The following is a 16,961-nucleotide window of genomic DNA, read 5'->3' as shown; positions in this document are numbered from 1 at the left end:
GGAGTTAACCAATGGAGTTGAAGACCATGAAGACCCAAACCTCGTTCTCCCACCTGCGCGGTCTGAAACTGGCTGCTCTGGCCATCGGCACCAGCTTCGTGCTGGCCGGTTGTGCCGGCAATCCACCGACCGAGCAATACGCCGTCACTCAATCGGCAGTCAACAGCGCGGTCAGCGCTGGCGGTACCGAGTTCGCCGCCGTGGAGATGAAGCAGGCTCAGGACAAGCTGAAGCAAGCCGAAATCGCCATGCACGACAAGAAGTATGACGAAGCCCGTCGCTTGTCCGAGCAGGCCGAGTGGGATGCCCGCGTTGCCGAACGCAAGGCTCAGGCAGCCAAGGCCGAACTGGCTGTGAAGGACTCCCAGAAAGGTGTTCAGGAATTGCGTCAGGAAAGTCAGCGCCCAGTGCAGTAAGCGCGCATCCCGACCGCAAGGCTGAAACTCTTATCGATATAAAGGACGAACGATTATGCGTAAACAACTGATGATCCCCGCTCTCCTGGCTGCAAGCGTTGCCCTGGCTGCCTGCTCCACGCCACCCAACCCGAACCTGGAACAGGCACGCACCAACTACGCCGGCCTGCAGGCCAACCCGCAGGCAAGCAAGGTCGCTGCGCTGGAAACCAAGGACGCCAGCGACTATCTGGACAAGGCCGACAAGGCTTATCTGGATAAAGAAGACGCCGCCAAGGTCGATCAACTGGCTTATCTGACCAACCAGCGCGTGGAAGTGGCCAAGCAGACCATCGCTCTGCGCACCGCTGAAAACAACCTGAAGAACGCCGCCGCCCAACGTGCCCAGGCCCGTCTGGATGCCCGCGATCAGCAGATCAAACAGCTGCAGGACAGTCTCAACGCCAAGCAGACCGACCGCGGCACGCTGGTGACTTTCGGTGACGTGTTGTTCGCCACCAACAAGGCCGACCTGAAATCCAGCGGTCTGGTGAACATCAACAAACTGGCGCAATTCCTCCAGGAAAACCCTGATCGCAAAGTGATCGTCGAGGGCTACACCGACAGCACCGGTACCGCGAGCTACAACCAGTCGCTGTCCGAGCGTCGCGCGACTTCGGTGCAGGTTGCGCTGATCAAGATGGGTGTAGACCCGTCGCGTATCGTCGTACAGGGTTATGGCAAGGAATACCCGGTGGCGGACAACACATCGGTCTCGGGCCGTGCGATGAACCGTCGCGTGGAAGTGACCATTTCCAACGACAACCAGCCAGTGATGCCGCGTTCGGCCGTGAGCTCGACCTCGCACTGATTCGCTGAGCGGTAAATGAAAAGCCCCGCCTGAGTGATCAGGCGGGGCTTTTTTGTCTGACGCAGATTTACTCTTCGAGCTTCTGCGGCGTCTCCTGGCCCATGCAGCGCACGGCCCTTTTCTGGCTGTTGACCAGCACCCCGGTCAGGCCTTTCTGTTCGGTGTCGAACAGCACCAGCACGCCATCGATGCATTGCGCCACTTGTGGCGCCGGGGTCAGGGAGACCTTGTAGTCTTCGCCGGGAACGGTCTTGAGCATGGTGAAGTCGTTGAGCAGCAACGCATCCTCGGGTTTGGCGAAGTGCAGGTAGCCGTAGTACCACAGGGCGCCGACGGTGCCGAGGATGCTGCAGATGCCGGTGATGATCAGCGGGATGGCGTTACGTTCTTCACTCATTGCGGACTCTCTGGTGGTTCGTCTTCAGAATTCGGGGGTGTTGGATAATTCGGGATCTCGCCGAGGCGGCGCAGGCCGTTGAAGTGTTCGGGATCATCGAGGTAGCGCAGCATCACCTGACGCCAGACCGGGTCGCCGAAGGTCTGCACATGCCCGCCCCGGGTCAGCTGCAGCACACGCGGTGGCGGCGCAGCTTGATACAGACGGATGCCATTGGAAAGGGGCACCAGCGGATCATCGAGACTGTGGAAGATCAGTTTCGGCACGCCGTTGAGCTGCGGCATGGCGTTGATCGCACTGTCGCCGTCCGGCACCAGCCACGACAGCGGCACCTGAAACGGCCAGGTCAACCATGAGGTGCTGAGGGCGTATTGGCCGACGCTGCGGTAACTGGCGGGCACGCCGTCGAGCACCAGGGCCTTGAGCTGTTTTTGCCTTTGCGGATGTTGCACCAGCCAATGCACCGCCATCGCCCCGCCGAGACTCTGGCCCAGCAGCACCAGCGGCTTGCCTTTGACCTCCGGCGCCTTGTCCAGCCAGGCGAAGGCGGCATCGATGTCCTGATAGATCGCCGGCAGGCTCGGTTCGCCCTCGGACAAACCGTAACCGCGATAGTCCACCAGCAGCACCTGATAGCCGTTTTTCGGCAACCACCAGCTCCCGCCCAAGTGCATCGGCAAATTGCCGCCGTTGCCGTGCAGGTGCAGCACCGTGCCCTTGACCTCAACCCCGGGTTTTGCCGGCAGCCACCAGGCATTCAGCTTGAGGCCGTCGGCGGTGGTCAGGGTGACGGTGCGGTATTCGAGCTTGGCCTTTTCCGGCGTGAAAAGCTGACCCGGCTCTGGGTAGAACAGCAAGGAACTGCAACCGCCGAGGGTCAGGAGCAGGCAAAGGATGCCGAGGATTCTCATCCGGTGAAACCTCGCAAAATTTTGAGTTGGAATTAGATCGTTCCCACGTCGAGGCGTCGAACCGTCCGCGTGGGAATGCCGCCATGGACGCTCCGCGTCCACTGTGACGCGGAGCGTCACGGGATGCATTCCCACGCAGAGCGTGGGAACGATCAATCGGTGTGGTTACAGGATATTGGAGTAATCCGCTTCGATCCGGTCCAGGCTCAGGTGATTGAGGAAGTTGGAGAAGCACATCCACGCCGACAACGCGTTCATGTCGCGGAACTGGTCCGGCAGGTACTTCGGCGGCACCACCAGGCCTTCGTCCACCAGCTGACGCAGGGTTCGCATGTCTTCCAACGTGGTCTTGCCACAGAACAACAACGGGATCTGCTCGAGCTTGCCCTTGCGCACGGCCAACTGAATGTAGTTGTAAACCATGATGAAGCCCTTGAGGTAGGACAAGTCTTTGGTGAATGGCAGACCGGTCGGCGTCGAGCCACGGAAAACCCGACTGGCGTTGCCGTAGCTTTCCGCCATCTCGAAGCCCTGCTCGCGGAAGAACTCGAAAATCTGCAGGAAGTCCGCGCCCTCCTCGACCATGTGAATGGCGCGGGTGCGGTTGGTCAGTTTGCGCAGGCGGCTTGGGTAGGAAGCGAACGCGATGATTTCCATCAGGATCGCCAGGCCTTCCTGAGTCACGGTCGACGAGGGCGGGCCCTTGGACAGGAAGGTGCAGATCGGCTGGTTCAGACCGTTGAGCGTGGTGCCGACGTGCACCAGGCCTTCGTGAACTTCCAGCGCGCGCACGTCGCGGTCGTTGAACATCGCGTCGGTGCGGATCTTGATGTAGTCGGCGCCCGCCGCCGCGTCGGCGACGATACCGTCGGACTCGAACACGCGGATGGTTTCCTCGGCCTCGCCGAACACCTTGTTCAGGCGAGTTTGCAGCAGGTGCACGGCGTCTTTGGCGGTGAGGATCTTCGGTTCGTCCTTCAGGTCGCCACGGCCGTCGATGTTGTTCAGATAGTCCGACATCATCAGGCCGAGGTCGGCCAGGGTCGGGTCACCGGCGTGGAACGCATCGGACGCGGCGCCGTACAGTTCCTGGGAAATCAGGCCGAAATCCTCGGTGCCGCGCGCTTCGAGCATGCGCACCACCATCCGGTATTCCTTGCACATGCGACGCATGATCTGGCCGACCGGGTTGAACTGGCCGAGCTGACGGGTGATGTCGCGCTCGATGTTCTGGAATTCCAGCTTGACCTTGCTCGAATCGAAGGACAGCGGCCGGTTGAGGTAGTAGTCACGATCCACCGCAGGCAATTCCTTGCCCTTGGCCTTGAGAAAACCCTTGCGGATGTTCTCGTCCCACTTGACCGCGTCGAGCACGCGGATCGGCGTCTGCGCCAGCACTATGCGATCGGACAGAATGCGTATCGTCTGCTGGTAATCGTCCACCCGAAACTCCTGTAGAAAACGTGACGAACTGAATTATTTGGCTTTGGCCTGATGCTGATAGCGCGCCGCTTCGACGAAAACGTCGGAATTGGCCGGGTCGTCGAGGTAAGCAAAGACCTTTTCAAGCGGACTGTCGACCTGCACGCCCTCGCCGTCATCGGTCTGGAAGCCCTGGCCGTCGAGGGTCTTCTGGGCGATGGCCTGGTTGATCTGTTCGAGGTCGAGGTTGTAGATCACCAGCTCGCGCTTGTCGGTGATCTCGAAACCGGCGATGGTGAAGTGCCCGCCATATTGCGCCGGCACCCTCGCCGACAGGTACCAGCGGTTGCCGTGGCGCGACACCGTGAACGGATAGGCTTCACGCTCCCGGGGTTTGGCTTTGAAATACGCAACCGCCTGATAGCGGTCGTTGCCCAGGCGCGTCAGCTCCAGATTCATCGGCTCGCCCCAGGCATTGGTGCTCGACCATTTGCCGAGCAGGCCCTTGGGCGCCGGTTCACTGGCAGGCAGCGGCTCCTTGAAGGTCACCAGACATCCGCTGAGCAGCAGGAACGACAAGGCGATCATCACGCCACGCCAGGCTTTCATTCGACACTCCCTTGAACACCCGTTTCTTCTGATCGTTCCGACGCTCCGCGTGGGAACGATCAGGGTCGAGAATTACACCGACGCGAGTACCAGGTGCATATAGCGCGTCAGAATGCCGAGCATGTCCTCTTCGGCCAAAGGCTCGGCGTCGTTGAGCAGGCCCTGATATTCCATCCGTCCGATAATCGCCGTCAACACCTTGGCATCCTGCTGCGGCTCGCGCGAGCCCAATACCTGGAACAACTGGCAGGTGCCCTGCAACAGAATCTGCTGATGGGAACGCACCAGTTCCGCCAGACGCGGGTTGAGCAGCGCTTCCTGGCGGAATGCCTGTTCAGCCATCAAATGCTCGCGACGGTTGACCAGTTGCCGATGCACGTAATCAGCCATCAAACGCGCGATATCGTCGGCCAGTTGCGAACGGGACTCCGGGCTGCCGTCACCGCTGACCACCATTTCGCGCAGCAGGCCTTCGTTGTTGATCCACAGCTTGGCCATATAGGCCGCGCTGCGTTCGACGTACTGGGCGAAGGTATCGGTGAGCAGGTCATCGATGTCCTTGAAGTAATACGTGGTGGCCGACAGCGGCACACCGGCCTCGGCGGCCACCGCCCGATGACGCACGGCCCGCACACCGTCGCGCACGACAATGCGCATCGCCGCATCGAGAATGTCCTGTCGACGCTGTTCACTGCCCTGCCGGCTGGCCTTGCGGCCCTGGTACTGAACACTTTCAGCGACCGCAGTGGCGATTCCCGCTGCACCCTCTTGAGCCATTGCACCGATCACGACAGGCATACCTCTGTTGTTTTCTTCAAAATTAACCATTTGATACGTTTGTACCAGACAGGCAATAAAAAGCCGCCCATTTCAGGCGGCTTTTTTATTGAAACACTTACGCTTGCGGCCGCATGTGCGGGAACAGGATCACGTCGCGGATCGACGGGGAGTTGGTCAGCAGCATCACCAGACGGTCGATGCCGATACCTTCGCCGGCCGTCGGCGGCATGCCGTACTCCAGCGCGCGAACGAAGTCGGCGTCGTAGTGCATGGCTTCGTCGTCGCCGGCGTCCTTGTCGGCCACCTGCGCCATGAAACGCTCGGCCTGGTCTTCCGCGTCGTTCAGCTCGGAGTAGGCGTTGGCGATTTCACGGCCGCCGATGAACAGCTCGAAGCGGTCGGTGACGTTCGGGTTGTCATCGTTGCGACGGGCCAGCGGCGACACTTCGAACGGGTACTGGGTGATGAAGTGCGGCTGTTCCAGCTTGTGCTCGACCAGCTCTTCGAAAATCATCACCTGCAGTTTGCCCAGACCTTCGAAGCCCAGCACCTTGGCGCCGGCCTTCTTGGCGATGGCGCGAGCCTTGTCGATGTCGTTCAGGTCATCGGCGGTCAGCTCAGGGTTGTACTTGAGGATCGAGTCGAACACCGACAGGCGCACGAACGGCTCGCCGAAGTGGAACACCTTGTCGCCGTACGGCACGTCGGTGCTGCCCAGAACCAGCTGCGCCAGTTCGCGGAACAGTTCTTCGGTCAGGTCCATGTTGTCTTCGTAGTCGGCGTAAGCCTGGTAGAACTCCAACATGGTGAATTCAGGGTTGTGACGAGTCGAAACGCCTTCGTTACGGAAGTTGCGGTTGATCTCGAACACTTTTTCGAAGCCGCCAACCACCAGGCGCTTGAGGTACAGCTCCGGCGCGATACGCAGGAACATTTCCATGTCCAGCGCGTTGTGGTGGGTTTCGAACGGCTTGGCCGCGGCACCGCCAGGAATGGTCTGCAGCATCGGCGTTTCGACTTCGAGGAAGTCGCGCTTCATCAGGAAGCTGCGGATGTGCGCGATCACTTGCGAACGGACGCGGAAGGTCTGGCGCACGTCTTCGTTGACGATCAGGTCAACGTAGCGCTGACGGTAGCGCTGTTCGGTGTCGGTCAGGCCGTGGTGCTTGTCCGGCAGCGGGCGCAGGGATTTGGTCAGCAGGCGCACGCTGGTCATTTCGACGTACAGGTCGCCCTTGCCGGAACGGGCCAGGGTGCCTTCGGCGGCGATGATGTCGCCCATGTCCCAGGTTTTCACCGCGGCCAGGGTTTCTTCGGACAGGGTCTTGCGGTTGACGTAGACCTGGATGCGACCGGTCATGTCCTGGATCACCATGAACGAGCCACGGTTGAGCATGATGCGACCTGCAACCTTGACCGGGATCGCAGCCTCTGCCAGCTCTTCCTTGGTCTTGTCCGCGTACTGTTTCTGCAACGCATCGCAGTAGTTGTCGCGGCGGAAGTCGTTCGGGAAGGCGTTGCCCTTGGCGCGCTCGGCAGCAAGCTTTTCCTTGCGCAGAGCGATCAGGGAGTTTTCTTCCTGTTGCAGGGCTTGCGGATCGAGTTGTAGGTCGCTCATGTCTTTAAATTTTCCATCACAGGTTCGTTGCCCCCGCCGGCGACGGGGGACTTGAGGTCGGTTGAAAGCTTACAGCCCCGATTTCAGGCTGGCTTCCAGGTATTCGTCGATGTCGCCGTCGAGTACCTTGTCGCAGTCACTGCGTTCGATGTTGGTGCGCAGATCCTTGATCCGCGACGCATCGAGCACGTACGAACGGATCTGGTGACCCCAGCCGATATCCGACTTGGTGTCTTCCAGCGCCTGGGACGCCGCGTTGCGCTTCTGCATTTCCTGCTCGTACAACTTGGCCCGCAGCATTTTCATGGCGGTGTCCTTGTTGGCGTGCTGGGAACGTTCGTTCTGGCAGCTCACCACGGTGTTGGTCGGTACGTGGGTGATACGTACGGCCGAGTCGGTGGTGTTTACGTGCTGACCACCGGCACCGGAGGAACGATAGGTGTCGATCCGCAGGTCTGCCGGGTTGATTTCGATTTCCACCTTGTCATCGATCTCTGGCGAGACGAAAACCGCGGAGAACGAGGTGTGGCGACGGTTGCCGGAGTCGAACGGGCTCTTGCGCACCAGACGGTGTACGCCGATCTCGGTACGCAGCCAGCCAAAGGCGTATTCGCCCTTGATGTGCACGGTCGCACCCTTGATCCCGGCGACTTCACCGGCCGACAGCTCCATGATGGTCGCGTCGAAACCGCGTTTGTCGGCCCAGCGCAGGTACATGCGCAGCAGGATGTTGGCCCAGTCCTGGGCTTCGGTGCCGCCGGAACCGGCCTGGATGTCCAGGTAGGCGTTGTTCGGGTCCATCTCGTGGCTGAACATACGGCGGAATTCGAGCTTGGACAGGGACTCTTCGAGACCTTGAAGGACTTCGACGACGTCGTTGACCGCGCCCTCGTCGTTCTCTTCAACGGCCATGTCCAGCAGCTCGCGGCAATCGGCCAGGCCACCGTTCAGTTCGTCGAGGGTATCGACGATCTGCGCCAGCGCAGCGCGCTCGCGGCCCAGTTCCTGGGCGTATTCAGGTTTGTTCCAGACGGCAGGATCTTCAAGCTCGCGATTGACTTCGATCAGACGCTCATGCTTTTGATCGTAGTCAAAGATACCCCCGAATAGTTTCGGAGCGCTCGGACAGGTCCTTGATGGTGTTCAGGATCGGGTTGATTTCCATGACGGGCAGCACTCGTTGGCGAACTTTTGAAAGCCGGCGAGTATAACGTAATCAAGCTGTCACGGCAGCCCGTCTGGCGGCTCTTGAGGCGAATGAACCCAATGGTTCATTCGATCCCCACCTGATTGCGCCCGTTGTTCTTGGCCAGGTACAGGCCACGGTCCGCCGCCGAGATCAGCAACCGGCAGTCGCTGCCCGACTCCGGCACCATGGTCGCCAGGCCGATGCTGATGGTCAGGCTCGAGCCTTCGGCCGGGGCATTGTGCGGAATCTTCAGCGCCGCGACCGTCTGGCGCAGCTTTTCCGCCACCAGTCGGGCCCCGCCCGGCGAGGTGTTGGGCAGCACCAGCGCAAATTCTTCGCCGCCATAACGCGCCGGCAGATCGGACGGCCGGGCACTGGCCTCGCGGATGGCCGTGGCGACCTTGCGCAAGGCCTCGTCGCCTTCGACGTGGCCGAAGGTGTCGTTGTAGGACTTGAAGTAATCAACGTCGATCATCAGCAACGACAACTGGCTCTGGTCGCGCAACGAGCGGCGCCATTCCAGTTCCAGGTATTCGTCGAAGTGCCGGCGGTTGGACAGCCCGGTCAGGCCGTCGGAGTTCATCAGTCGCTGCAGGACGAGGTTGGTGTCGAGCAATTGCTGCTGGCTGACCCGCAACGCGCGGTAGGCCGCGTCCCGTTGCAGCAATGTCATGTAGGAGCGCGAGTGATAGCGGATCCGCGCCACCAGCTCGATGTTGTCCGGCAGTTTCACCAGGTAATCGTTGGCCCCGGCGGAGAACGCCGCGCTCTTGATCAACGGGTCTTCCTTGGTCGACAGGACGATGATCGGAATGTCCTTGGTCGCCGGGTGATTGCGGTATTCGCGCACCAGGCTCAGACCGTCGAGTCCCGGCATCACCAGATCCTGCAGGATCACGGTCGGTTTGATCCGCACCGCATGGGCCACGGCCTGATGCGGGTCGGAGCAGAAGTGGAAGTCGATGTTCTCTTCATTCGACAGCCCACGGCGCACGGCCTCGCCGATCATCGCCTGATCGTCCACCAACAACACCATGGCGGCGTTCTCGTCGGTTTTGATGTCATCGATCTGTAAGTCATTCATGGGCGGTCACCTGAGTGCTGCGGGGGCCAGGATTGCCGATGGACGTATTCATTTTGGGAAAATCTCCAGCAACCGTGGCGCTATCTTTTCCAGTGGACGGATTTCTACGGCCGCATCGATGGCCGCTGCGGCCTTGGGCATGCCGTATACCGCACTGCTTTGCTGATCCTGCGCGATGGTCAGGTAACCCTGTTGGCGCATGAGCTTAAGCCCTTGCGCCCCGTCGCGTCCCATCCCTGTCAATAAAACCCCTACTGCGTCACCGTTCCAGTAATTGGCGACGCTTTCGAAAAACACGTCGATCGAGGGGCGGTAGATCTCGTTGACCGGCTCGGCGGTGTAGGCCAGCGTGCCGTTCTTGAGCAAACGAATATGGTGGTTGGTGCCGGCCAGCAGCACCGCGCCGGCCTGCGGCGGTTCGCCTTCGCGAGCCAGGCGCACGTCCAGGCCGCTGGCGCTGGCCAGCCATTCGGCCATGCCGGCGGCAAACACCTGGTCGACATGCTGCACCAGCACGATGGCCGCCGAAAAGTGGCGCGGCAGGCCTTTGAGCAAGATTTCCAGCGCCGCCGGGCCACCGGCCGAAGAGCCGATCGCCACCAGTCGCTGGCGCGAGGCGGTACTGCGCGGTGCCGCAGGTGCGGGGCGCGAGCGGGCGGTTTTTTCGCCGATCAGCCAGCCGATGTTGAGGATTTTACGCAGCAGCGGCGCCGCTGCTTCCTGAGGATTGCCGCCGCCGATGGCCGGGGTGTCGACCACGTCCAGCGCGCCGTGGCCCATGGCTTCGAACACCCGGTGCACGTTCTGCTGGCGGTCCACGGTGACGATGACGATCGCACACGGGCTCTCGGCCATGATCCGGCGGGTGGCCTCGACGCCATCCATCACCGGCATGATCAGGTCCATCAGGATCAGGTCCGGGGTGTTCTCCGCGCACAGCCGTACCGCTTCGGCGCCGTTGTTGGCGACCCACAGCACCTGATGCGCCGGCTCGAAGGCCAGCGCGCGACGCAGGGCCTCCACCGCCAGAGGCATGTCGTTGACGATTGCGATCTTCATGCCCGCGCTCCTCCGATGAGCTCAACCACTGCGTCGAGCAGGGCGTCGTCATGAAAACTGGCCTTGGCCAGATAATAGTCGGCCCCGGCGTCCAGTCCACGGCGGCGATCTTCCTCGCGATCCTTGTAGGACACCACCATCACCGGCAGCGATTGCAGACGGTTGTCGCGGCGCAGCAGCGAAACCAGCTCGATGCCGTCTATGCGCGGCATGTCGATGTCGGTGATCAGCAGATCGAAATCCTCGGAGCGCAGGGCGTTCCAGCCGTCCATGCCGTCCACCGCAACGGCCACGTCGTAACCGCGATTGAGCAGCAGCTTGCGTTGCAGCTCGCGCACGGTCAGCGAGTCGTCGACCACCAGAATCCGTTTGCGCGCGGCTTCTGCGGCCTGATGGCCGTGACGCGCAATGCGCTCCAGACGCCCGGTATTGAGCAGTTTGTCCACCGAACGCAGCATATCTTCGACGTCGACGATCAGCACCACCGAGCCATCGTCGAGCAAGGCCCCGGCGGAAATGTCCTGCACCTTGCCCAGCCGCTCGTCCAGCGGCAGCACCACCAGCGTGCGCTCGCCAATGAAGCGCTCGACCGCCACGCCGTAGATCGCATCGCGCTCGCGGATGACCACGACTTTCAGCGTATCGCCGCTGTTCTGACTGGCCGGACGTTGCAATAACTGACTGGCCGCGACGAGCCCGACATGTCGGCCCTCGTGCCAGAAATGCTGGCGCCCTTCGACCTGCACGATGTCCTCCGGCGCCAGGTCGCACATGCGCTCGATGTGCGCCAGCGGGAAGGCGTAGGCCTCGTCACCGACTTCCACCACCAGGCTGCGCACCACCGACAGAGTCAGCGGCACCTCCAGATGGAAACGGCTGCCCTCGCCCGCCGTCTGTTCCAGCACCACCGCGCCGCGCAGCTGGCGAACCATGTGCTGCACGGCATCGAGGCCGACGCCACGACCGGAGACCTCGGTGACCTTGTCCCGCAGGCTGAAACCCGGCAGAAACAGGAAGGTCAGCAGTTCTTCTTCACTCAACTGGGCGGCGGTTTCGGCCGGCGACAACTGGCGTTCGACGATGCTGCGCCGGACCTTTTCCAGATCCACGCCGTTGCCGTCGTCGCTCAGTTCGAGCACCAGCAGACCAGCCTGATGCGAGGCGCGCAGACGGATCAGGCCTTCCTCGGACTTGCCCTTGAGCAGGCGTTCCTGTGGGGTTTCAATGCCGTGATCGACCGCATTGCGCAGCAGGTGCGTCAGCGGCGCTTCAAGTTTTTCCAGCACATCGCGGTCGACCTGGGTCTTCTCGCCCTCGATCTCCAGCCGCACCTGTTTGCCGAGGCTGCGACCGAGGTCGCGCACCATCCGCACCTGCCCGGACAGCACATCGGCGAACGGCCGCATGCGGCAGGCCAGTGCGGTGTCGTAAAGCACTTGCGCGCGCTGGCTCGCTTGCCAGGCAAACTCGTCGAGTTCGGCATTTTTCTCTGCCAGCAGTTGCTGGGATTCGGCGAGCAAACGGCGCGCGTCTTCCAGCGCCTCTTGAGCCTCAAGGCTCAGGGCGTGCTCCTTGAGATGAACGTTGAGACTTTCCAGCGCCCGCAGGCCGTTGTTCTGCATGCGTTTGAGGCGCTGCATCGTGGCCAGGTGCGGTTTGAGGCGCTGAGTTTCCACCAGGGATTTGCTCGACAGATCGAGCAGGCTGTTCAGGCGTTCAGCGGTGACCCGCAGCACCCGCTCGCCACCTTCGGTGGCGCGTTTGCTCTTGCGCGGCGCGGGTTCCGGTTCGGCAACCTCGACCGGGATTTCAACCGGCGCAGGCTCCGCCACCGACGGTGGCTGAAGCTGCAACTCGGCCATCAGCGGCGCACTCGCAGCGGCGGGCACTAGTGGCGGCGCCGTCGGATCGAGCAAACCGCCCATCAACGCCACGTAAGCCTCGATGTCCGCCGGTTGCGGGCCGTTGGCCGGGGTGGCGATGCGCATCAGCAAGTCGGTGCCCTGCAACAACGCATCGATATGTTCCGGGCGCAGGAACAACCGGCCTTCCTGCGCACTGACCAGACAATCTTCCATCACGTGGGCGACGCTGACGCCGCTGTCGATACCAACGATCCGCGCCGCGCCTTTCAAAGAGTGCGCCGCACGCATGCACGACTCGAGCTGATCGGCCTGGGTCGGGTTGCGCTCCAACGCCAGCAGCCCGGCGCTGAGCACCTGGGTCTGGGCTTCGGCTTCGAGGCTGAACAGCTCGAGCAAGGAGGCGTCGCGCATTTGCTCGGGGGTCATGTGAGGCTCCGGGACACGGCGGACAGCAACTGTTCTTCATCCAGCCAACGCAGGCTGCGACCTTTGAAAGGCAACACGCCTCGGGTGTATTTGGCGCTGGCCTGTGCGCCGGAGCGCGACGCGGCGTCGAGGATTCGCTCGTCGATGGCGTGAATCCCGTCGACCTCGTCCACCGGCACCACCACTGGCCCGCCCTGGGCCGAGATGATCAGCATGCGCGGCATGATCCGCGCGCCGGTCGCCGGGGCCGCGTTACTGTCGAGGTCGAGCAGTTCGACCAGCGACAGGCACGCCACCAACGCCCCACGCACGTTCGCCACGCCTAGCAAGGCCCGGGAGCGCTGGTGCGGCAGCGAATGAATCGCCTGCAACGGCGCGACCTCCACCAGACTGCGGGTGGCCAGGCCGAGCCATTCTTCGCCGAGGCGGAACATCAGCAACGACCGGGTCTTCAGCTCGGTTTCGACCTGGGTTGCCACCGGATCGCGCTCGTCCTGCTGCAACGCATAGCGGTCGAGCAGGCGCGTGGCCGCGGCGGAATACACCGAGCAATTGCGGCAATGGATGTGCTCGTCCAGCAGCGGACAGGACTTGTCGCCGTGGATGCCGATGCGGTTCCAGCAATCGTCGATGGCCCGGGCGTCTTCGTGGGTGACGTTCAAGGTGTCGGACGGGATCATCGTTTACGCTCACTGTCGGCGGTGCGGTCGCTGCGGGCGGCGCGCTCCTGCAATCGTCTGGCGCCGGCCGTGTCGCCCTGGGCCTGCAGCAGCGCAGCCAGGTGCATCAAGGCTTCGGGGTGTTGCGGTTCGAGGTACAGCGCCTTGCGGTAAAAGCCCTGGGCTTCGAGGGCGCTGCCGGCAACATCGCTGAGCAGGCCGAGCCAGTAAAACACCTGGGCCACCGGCTCATGGCTGCGCAAATACTGTTCGCACGCGGACCGGGCTTCGGCGCTTTTGCCTTCGTTGGCCAGGGCGGCGATGTTGGCCAGCAACGTCGCGGCGTCGGGGTTGGTGGTTTTAGCCGTCGCGGGCAACGGCGTCACGCCAGCAAACGGACGATTGCGCACCGGCGGCGGTGGCGTGCTGCGCAGCGGTTGGCGCACAGGCAACGGCAGCGCAATCGCGGTCGGCATCGGTAACGGTTCGGGTTGTGGGTCGCTGTGACGGCTGAAGGCAAAGGACTGTGGAATCCCGATCGAACGCATGCCCAACCGCCCGAGCAGGCTGCCCTCGGCCGGGCCGATAAACAGCACGCCGTCGACATGGGTCAGGCGCTTCAGCACGGCGAACACCTGCTGCTGGGTCGACTGATCGAAATAGATCAGCAGGTTGCGGCAGAACACGAAATCGAACGGCGGCTCGTTGACCAGCAATGCCGGATCGAGCACGTTGCCGACCTGCAGGCGCACCTGCTCGCGGACGATTTCATTCACCCGAAAGCCCTCGTTCTCGGCGAAAAAATGCCGCTCGCGAAAGTCCAGTTCCTGGCCGCGAAATGAGTTCTTGCCGTACAGCGCCCGCCGCGCCTTGTCCACTGACAAGGGGCTGACGTCCATGCCATCCACCTTGAATTGATGGGGCTTGAGGCCGGCATCGAGCAAGGCCATGGCAATCGAATAGGGTTCTTCGCCAGTGGAACACGGCAGGCTGAGGATGCGCAGCGCGCGCATGTTATTCAATTCGCCCAGGCGTTTGCGCGCCAGTTTGCCCAGGGTGGCGAAGGATTCCGGGTAACGGAAGAACCAGGTCTCGGGGACGATCACCGTTTCGATCAGCGCCTGCTGTTCATCCCGCGAGCCTTGCAGCATCTGCCAGTACTCATCGGCATTCACCGTTTGCGACAGGGTGATGCGCTGGCGCACGGCCCGTTCGATGATCGCCGGCCCGACCGAAGCGACGTCGAGGCCGATGCGTTCCTTGAGGAAGTCGAAGAAGCGCTGGTCGCTGCTCATGGCTGCTCCTCAAGCCGCGCCGGATCCAGCGGCGGGGTCGGGAACAACAGCGTGCGCACCGACTCGTCGAGCAAGTCGTTGACCCGCACCCACTGCACCAACCCCTGCGCATCCTCACGCACCGGGCCCAGGTACGGCGCCTGACGATTGTCGAGGCCGTACGGCTGGAAATCAGCCGGGTTGCAGCGCAGGGTATCGGTGGCCTGTTCAAGGATCAGGCCCAGCCATTGCGAGGGTTGCGAGTCATCCGCGCGGTAATGCACCAGCACCAGCCGTGTGCTGGTGCGCGCTTGCGCAGGATGGCCGAAGGTCAGGGCACTGAGGTCGATCACCGGCACCACCGTGCCGCGGTAGGCGAACACACCCGCCACCCAGTGCGGCGCCCGGGCAATCGGCTTCAACGGCAGGCGCGGCAGCACTTCGGCCACTTCCGTGGCGCGCAAGGCGTAGCGTTCGCTGCCGATGCGAAACAGCAGGAACAACGCCTGCTTCGCCACCGGTGCAGCGCTGCGTTTGGCGGTGATTTCGCTCATCAGACTTTGAATCGCGAAACGCCGCTGCGCAGGCCCACGGCCACCTGGCTCAGTTCGTCGATGGCGAAACTGGCCTGACGCAACGACTCGACCGTCTGGCTGCTGGCATCACCCAGTTGCACCAGCGCGTGGTTGATCTGCTCGGCGCCGGTGGCCTGGGCCTGCATGCCTTCGTTGACCATCAACACCCGCGGCGCCAGCGCCTGCACCTGATGGATGATCTGCGACAGCTGCTCGCCGACTTGCTGCACCTCAGCCATGCCGCGCCGCACTTCCTCGGAGAACTTGTCCATGCCCATCACCCCGGCGGACACCGCCGACTGGATCTCGCGGACCATCTGTTCGATGTCATAGGTGGCGACAGCAGTCTGATCCGCCAGACGCCGCACTTCAGTGGCGACCACCGCGAAACCACGGCCATATTCACCAGCCTTCTCCGCTTCGATCGCGGCGTTCAGGGACAGCAGGTTGGTCTGGTCGGCGACCTTGACGATGGTCACGACCACCTGATTGATGTTGCCGGCCTTCTCGTTGAGGATCGCCAGTTTGGCGTTCACCAGATCCGCTGCGCCCATCACCGAGTGCATGGTGTCTTCCATCCGCGCCAAACCTTGCTGCCCGGAACCGGCCAGCACCGAGGCCTGATCGGCGGCGGTGGAGACTTCGGTCATGGTGCGCACCAGGTCGCGGGAGGTCGCGGCGATTTCTCGGGACGTCGCGCCGATTTCAGTGGTGGTCGCAGCGGTTTCGGTGGCGGTGGCTTGCTGTTGTTTGGAAGTGGCGGCGATCTCGGTCACCGAGGTGGTGACCTGCACCGACGAGCGCTGGGCCTGGGACACCAGCGAAGTGAGCTCGGTCATCATGTCGTTGAAGCCGGTTTCCACGGCGCCGAACTCGTCCTTGCGGTCGAGGTTCAAGCGGCTGCTCAGATCGCCGGTGCGCATGATGTCGAGGATCTGCACGATGCGGTTCATCGGCGCCATGATCGCGCGCATCAGCAGCAGACCGCAGAAACCGGCCGCCAGCACGGCCACCAGCAGCGAGACAAACATGCTGACCTTGGCCGCCGCCACGGCCTCATCAATGTTGGCCATGGCCTTGTCGGCGACTTTCTTGTTCTCGCCAATGATGTCGTTGAGCTTCATCCGGCCCGAATACCAGGTCGGAGTCAATTGCTCGTGGAACAGCTTGACGGCGTCGGCTTCCAGATTGCGCTTGTGCAGATCGAGCACCGCATCCTGAATTTTCAGGTAGGCATCGTGATATTTCTCGAACGCCGCGAATTCGAGCTTGTCCTCGTCCGTCACCACCGTGCCACGATAATTGGCCATCTGTTCCTGAAGCCGGGATTCGAAGGCCTTGTAGTCGGCCGCGTCTTCGCTGCTGACGCCCTGCCCTTCCTTGAGCCCCAGCAGTTCCTGTGTTTGCAGATAACTGTCGACCCACGCGCCACGAATCATCGAGCTGTAATAGACGCCGGGAATCGCGTCGTCACGGACGCTGTTTTCACTGGCTTCGATTTTCAGCAGCCGCGAATACGAGACGACCACCATCAACAGCATGATGGCGATAATCACCGCAAAGCTCGCCAAAATGCGTTGGCGCAACGTCCAGTTCTTCACAGTCAGTCCTCGGGGCGGGTCGAAATGCGGGGGAGTATAGCTGAGGGCGGTGTTTCATTTATAAGACGGTTTGCCGCGCCCAGGCCTTCCGGTCATAAAACACGACGGGCTCTGGACTGGGACTTTCCGGCAATCGGCGGTCGGCGTGCCAGTGACGCAATGGCAAAAAGGGGCGATGGATTGGTCATTTCAGCTGCTGCAACGAAAGAACCCGCCATCCTGTGCG

At 62.2% G+C, this 16,961-nt stretch carries 16 protein-coding genes; 2 read left to right on the top strand and 14 right to left on the bottom strand.

From position 1 onward, the window contains the following. Positions 1-11: 11 nt before the first annotated feature. Both ACEN93_RS22350 and lptF read left to right on the top strand, forming a co-directional pair. Positions 12-416: a DUF4398 domain-containing protein gene (locus tag ACEN93_RS22350; protein ID WP_011332653.1), complete on the top strand. Its 405-nt coding sequence runs from the start codon at positions 12-14 to the stop codon at positions 414-416. A gap of 55 nt (positions 417-471) precedes the next feature. Beyond that, on the top strand, positions 472-1,266 hold the full coding sequence (lptF, locus tag ACEN93_RS22345; RefSeq protein WP_074691263.1) for a lipotoxin F family OmpA-related lipoprotein LptF: 795 nt from the start codon (positions 472-474) through the stop codon (positions 1,264-1,266). Between the two features lie 67 nt (positions 1,267-1,333). Here the strand turns inward: lptF and ACEN93_RS22340 are convergent, their stop codons facing one another. From ACEN93_RS22340 to ACEN93_RS22275, 14 genes are all read right to left on the bottom strand, one after another. Then, positions 1,334-1,663: a PA3694 family proteiin gene (locus ACEN93_RS22340; protein WP_074691261.1), complete on the bottom strand. Its 330-nt coding sequence runs from the start codon at positions 1,661-1,663 to the stop codon at positions 1,334-1,336. Next, complete coding sequence (locus ACEN93_RS22335) at positions 1,660-2,574, bottom strand: alpha/beta hydrolase (protein WP_074691259.1); 915 nt, start codon at positions 2,572-2,574, stop codon at positions 1,660-1,662. The genes ACEN93_RS22340 and ACEN93_RS22335 overlap by 4 nt, the downstream gene beginning before the upstream one ends. Before the next feature lie 165 nt (positions 2,575-2,739). Further along, a complete protein-coding gene (locus ACEN93_RS22330) occupies positions 2,740-4,017 on the bottom strand; it encodes a flavohemoglobin expression-modulating QEGLA motif protein (protein ID WP_039769617.1) in 1,278 nt (425 codons plus the stop codon). Positions 4,018-4,050: 33 nt separating this feature from the next. After that, the gene (locus tag ACEN93_RS22325) at positions 4,051-4,605 is read right to left on the bottom strand and encodes a hypothetical protein (protein ID WP_495610512.1); all 555 of its coding nucleotides are present in this window, start codon (positions 4,603-4,605) and stop codon (positions 4,051-4,053) included. A gap of 72 nt (positions 4,606-4,677) precedes the next feature. Beyond that, positions 4,678-5,382 (bottom strand): TetR/AcrR family transcriptional regulator, encoded by a 705-nt coding sequence (locus ACEN93_RS22320; protein ID WP_011332647.1) that lies wholly within the window; start codon positions 5,380-5,382, stop codon positions 4,678-4,680. A 118-nt stretch (positions 5,383-5,500) separates the two neighbouring features. Continuing rightward, the gene (lysS, locus tag ACEN93_RS22315; RefSeq protein ID WP_039769614.1) at positions 5,501-7,003 is read right to left on the bottom strand and encodes a lysine--tRNA ligase; all 1,503 of its coding nucleotides are present in this window, start codon (positions 7,001-7,003) and stop codon (positions 5,501-5,503) included. Between the two features lie 69 nt (positions 7,004-7,072). After that, a protein-coding gene (gene prfB, locus ACEN93_RS22310; RefSeq protein WP_102621447.1) for a peptide chain release factor 2 occupies positions 7,073-8,168 on the bottom strand; the annotation gives its coding sequence in 2 pieces (ribosomal slippage) (positions 7,073-8,095 and positions 8,097-8,168; 1,095 coding nt in all). Between the two features lie 106 nt (positions 8,169-8,274). Then, complete coding sequence (locus ACEN93_RS22305; RefSeq protein WP_039769610.1) at positions 8,275-9,276, bottom strand: response regulator; 1,002 nt, start codon at positions 9,274-9,276, stop codon at positions 8,275-8,277. Positions 9,277-9,324: 48 nt separating this feature from the next. Then, positions 9,325-10,335, bottom strand: a complete 1,011-nt coding sequence (locus ACEN93_RS22300; protein WP_103386450.1) for a chemotaxis response regulator protein-glutamate methylesterase — start codon at positions 10,333-10,335, stop codon at positions 9,325-9,327. After that, positions 10,332-12,626 carry a hybrid sensor histidine kinase/response regulator gene (locus tag ACEN93_RS22295; RefSeq protein ID WP_495610511.1) on the bottom strand — a complete coding sequence of 765 codons (2,295 nt, stop codon included), beginning with the start codon at positions 12,624-12,626 and terminating at the stop codon, positions 10,332-10,334. The genes ACEN93_RS22300 and ACEN93_RS22295 overlap by 4 nt, the downstream gene beginning before the upstream one ends. Next, positions 12,623-13,306, bottom strand: coding sequence for a chemotaxis protein CheW (locus ACEN93_RS22290; protein WP_007954679.1), 684 nt, complete (start codon positions 13,304-13,306; stop codon positions 12,623-12,625). Before ACEN93_RS22290 ends, ACEN93_RS22295 begins: the two co-directional genes overlap by 4 nt. Beyond that, positions 13,303-14,580, bottom strand: a complete 1,278-nt coding sequence (locus tag ACEN93_RS22285) for a CheR family methyltransferase (protein WP_495610510.1) — start codon at positions 14,578-14,580, stop codon at positions 13,303-13,305. The genes ACEN93_RS22290 and ACEN93_RS22285 overlap by 4 nt, the downstream gene beginning before the upstream one ends. Continuing rightward, a complete protein-coding gene (locus ACEN93_RS22280; RefSeq protein WP_064593700.1) occupies positions 14,577-15,113 on the bottom strand; it encodes a chemotaxis protein CheW in 537 nt (178 codons plus the stop codon). Before ACEN93_RS22280 ends, ACEN93_RS22285 begins: the two co-directional genes overlap by 4 nt. Beyond that, on the bottom strand, positions 15,113-16,735 hold the full coding sequence (locus ACEN93_RS22275; protein ID WP_039769604.1) for a methyl-accepting chemotaxis protein: 1,623 nt from the start codon (positions 16,733-16,735) through the stop codon (positions 15,113-15,115). Before ACEN93_RS22275 ends, ACEN93_RS22280 begins: the two co-directional genes overlap by 1 nt. Positions 16,736-16,961: the final 226 nt, after the last annotated feature.

The organism is Pseudomonas sp. Pseusp21 (assembly GCF_059492145.1).
The sequence above is the reverse complement of the archived record's forward strand: the minus strand, read 5'-3'. Positions and strand labels throughout refer to the sequence as shown.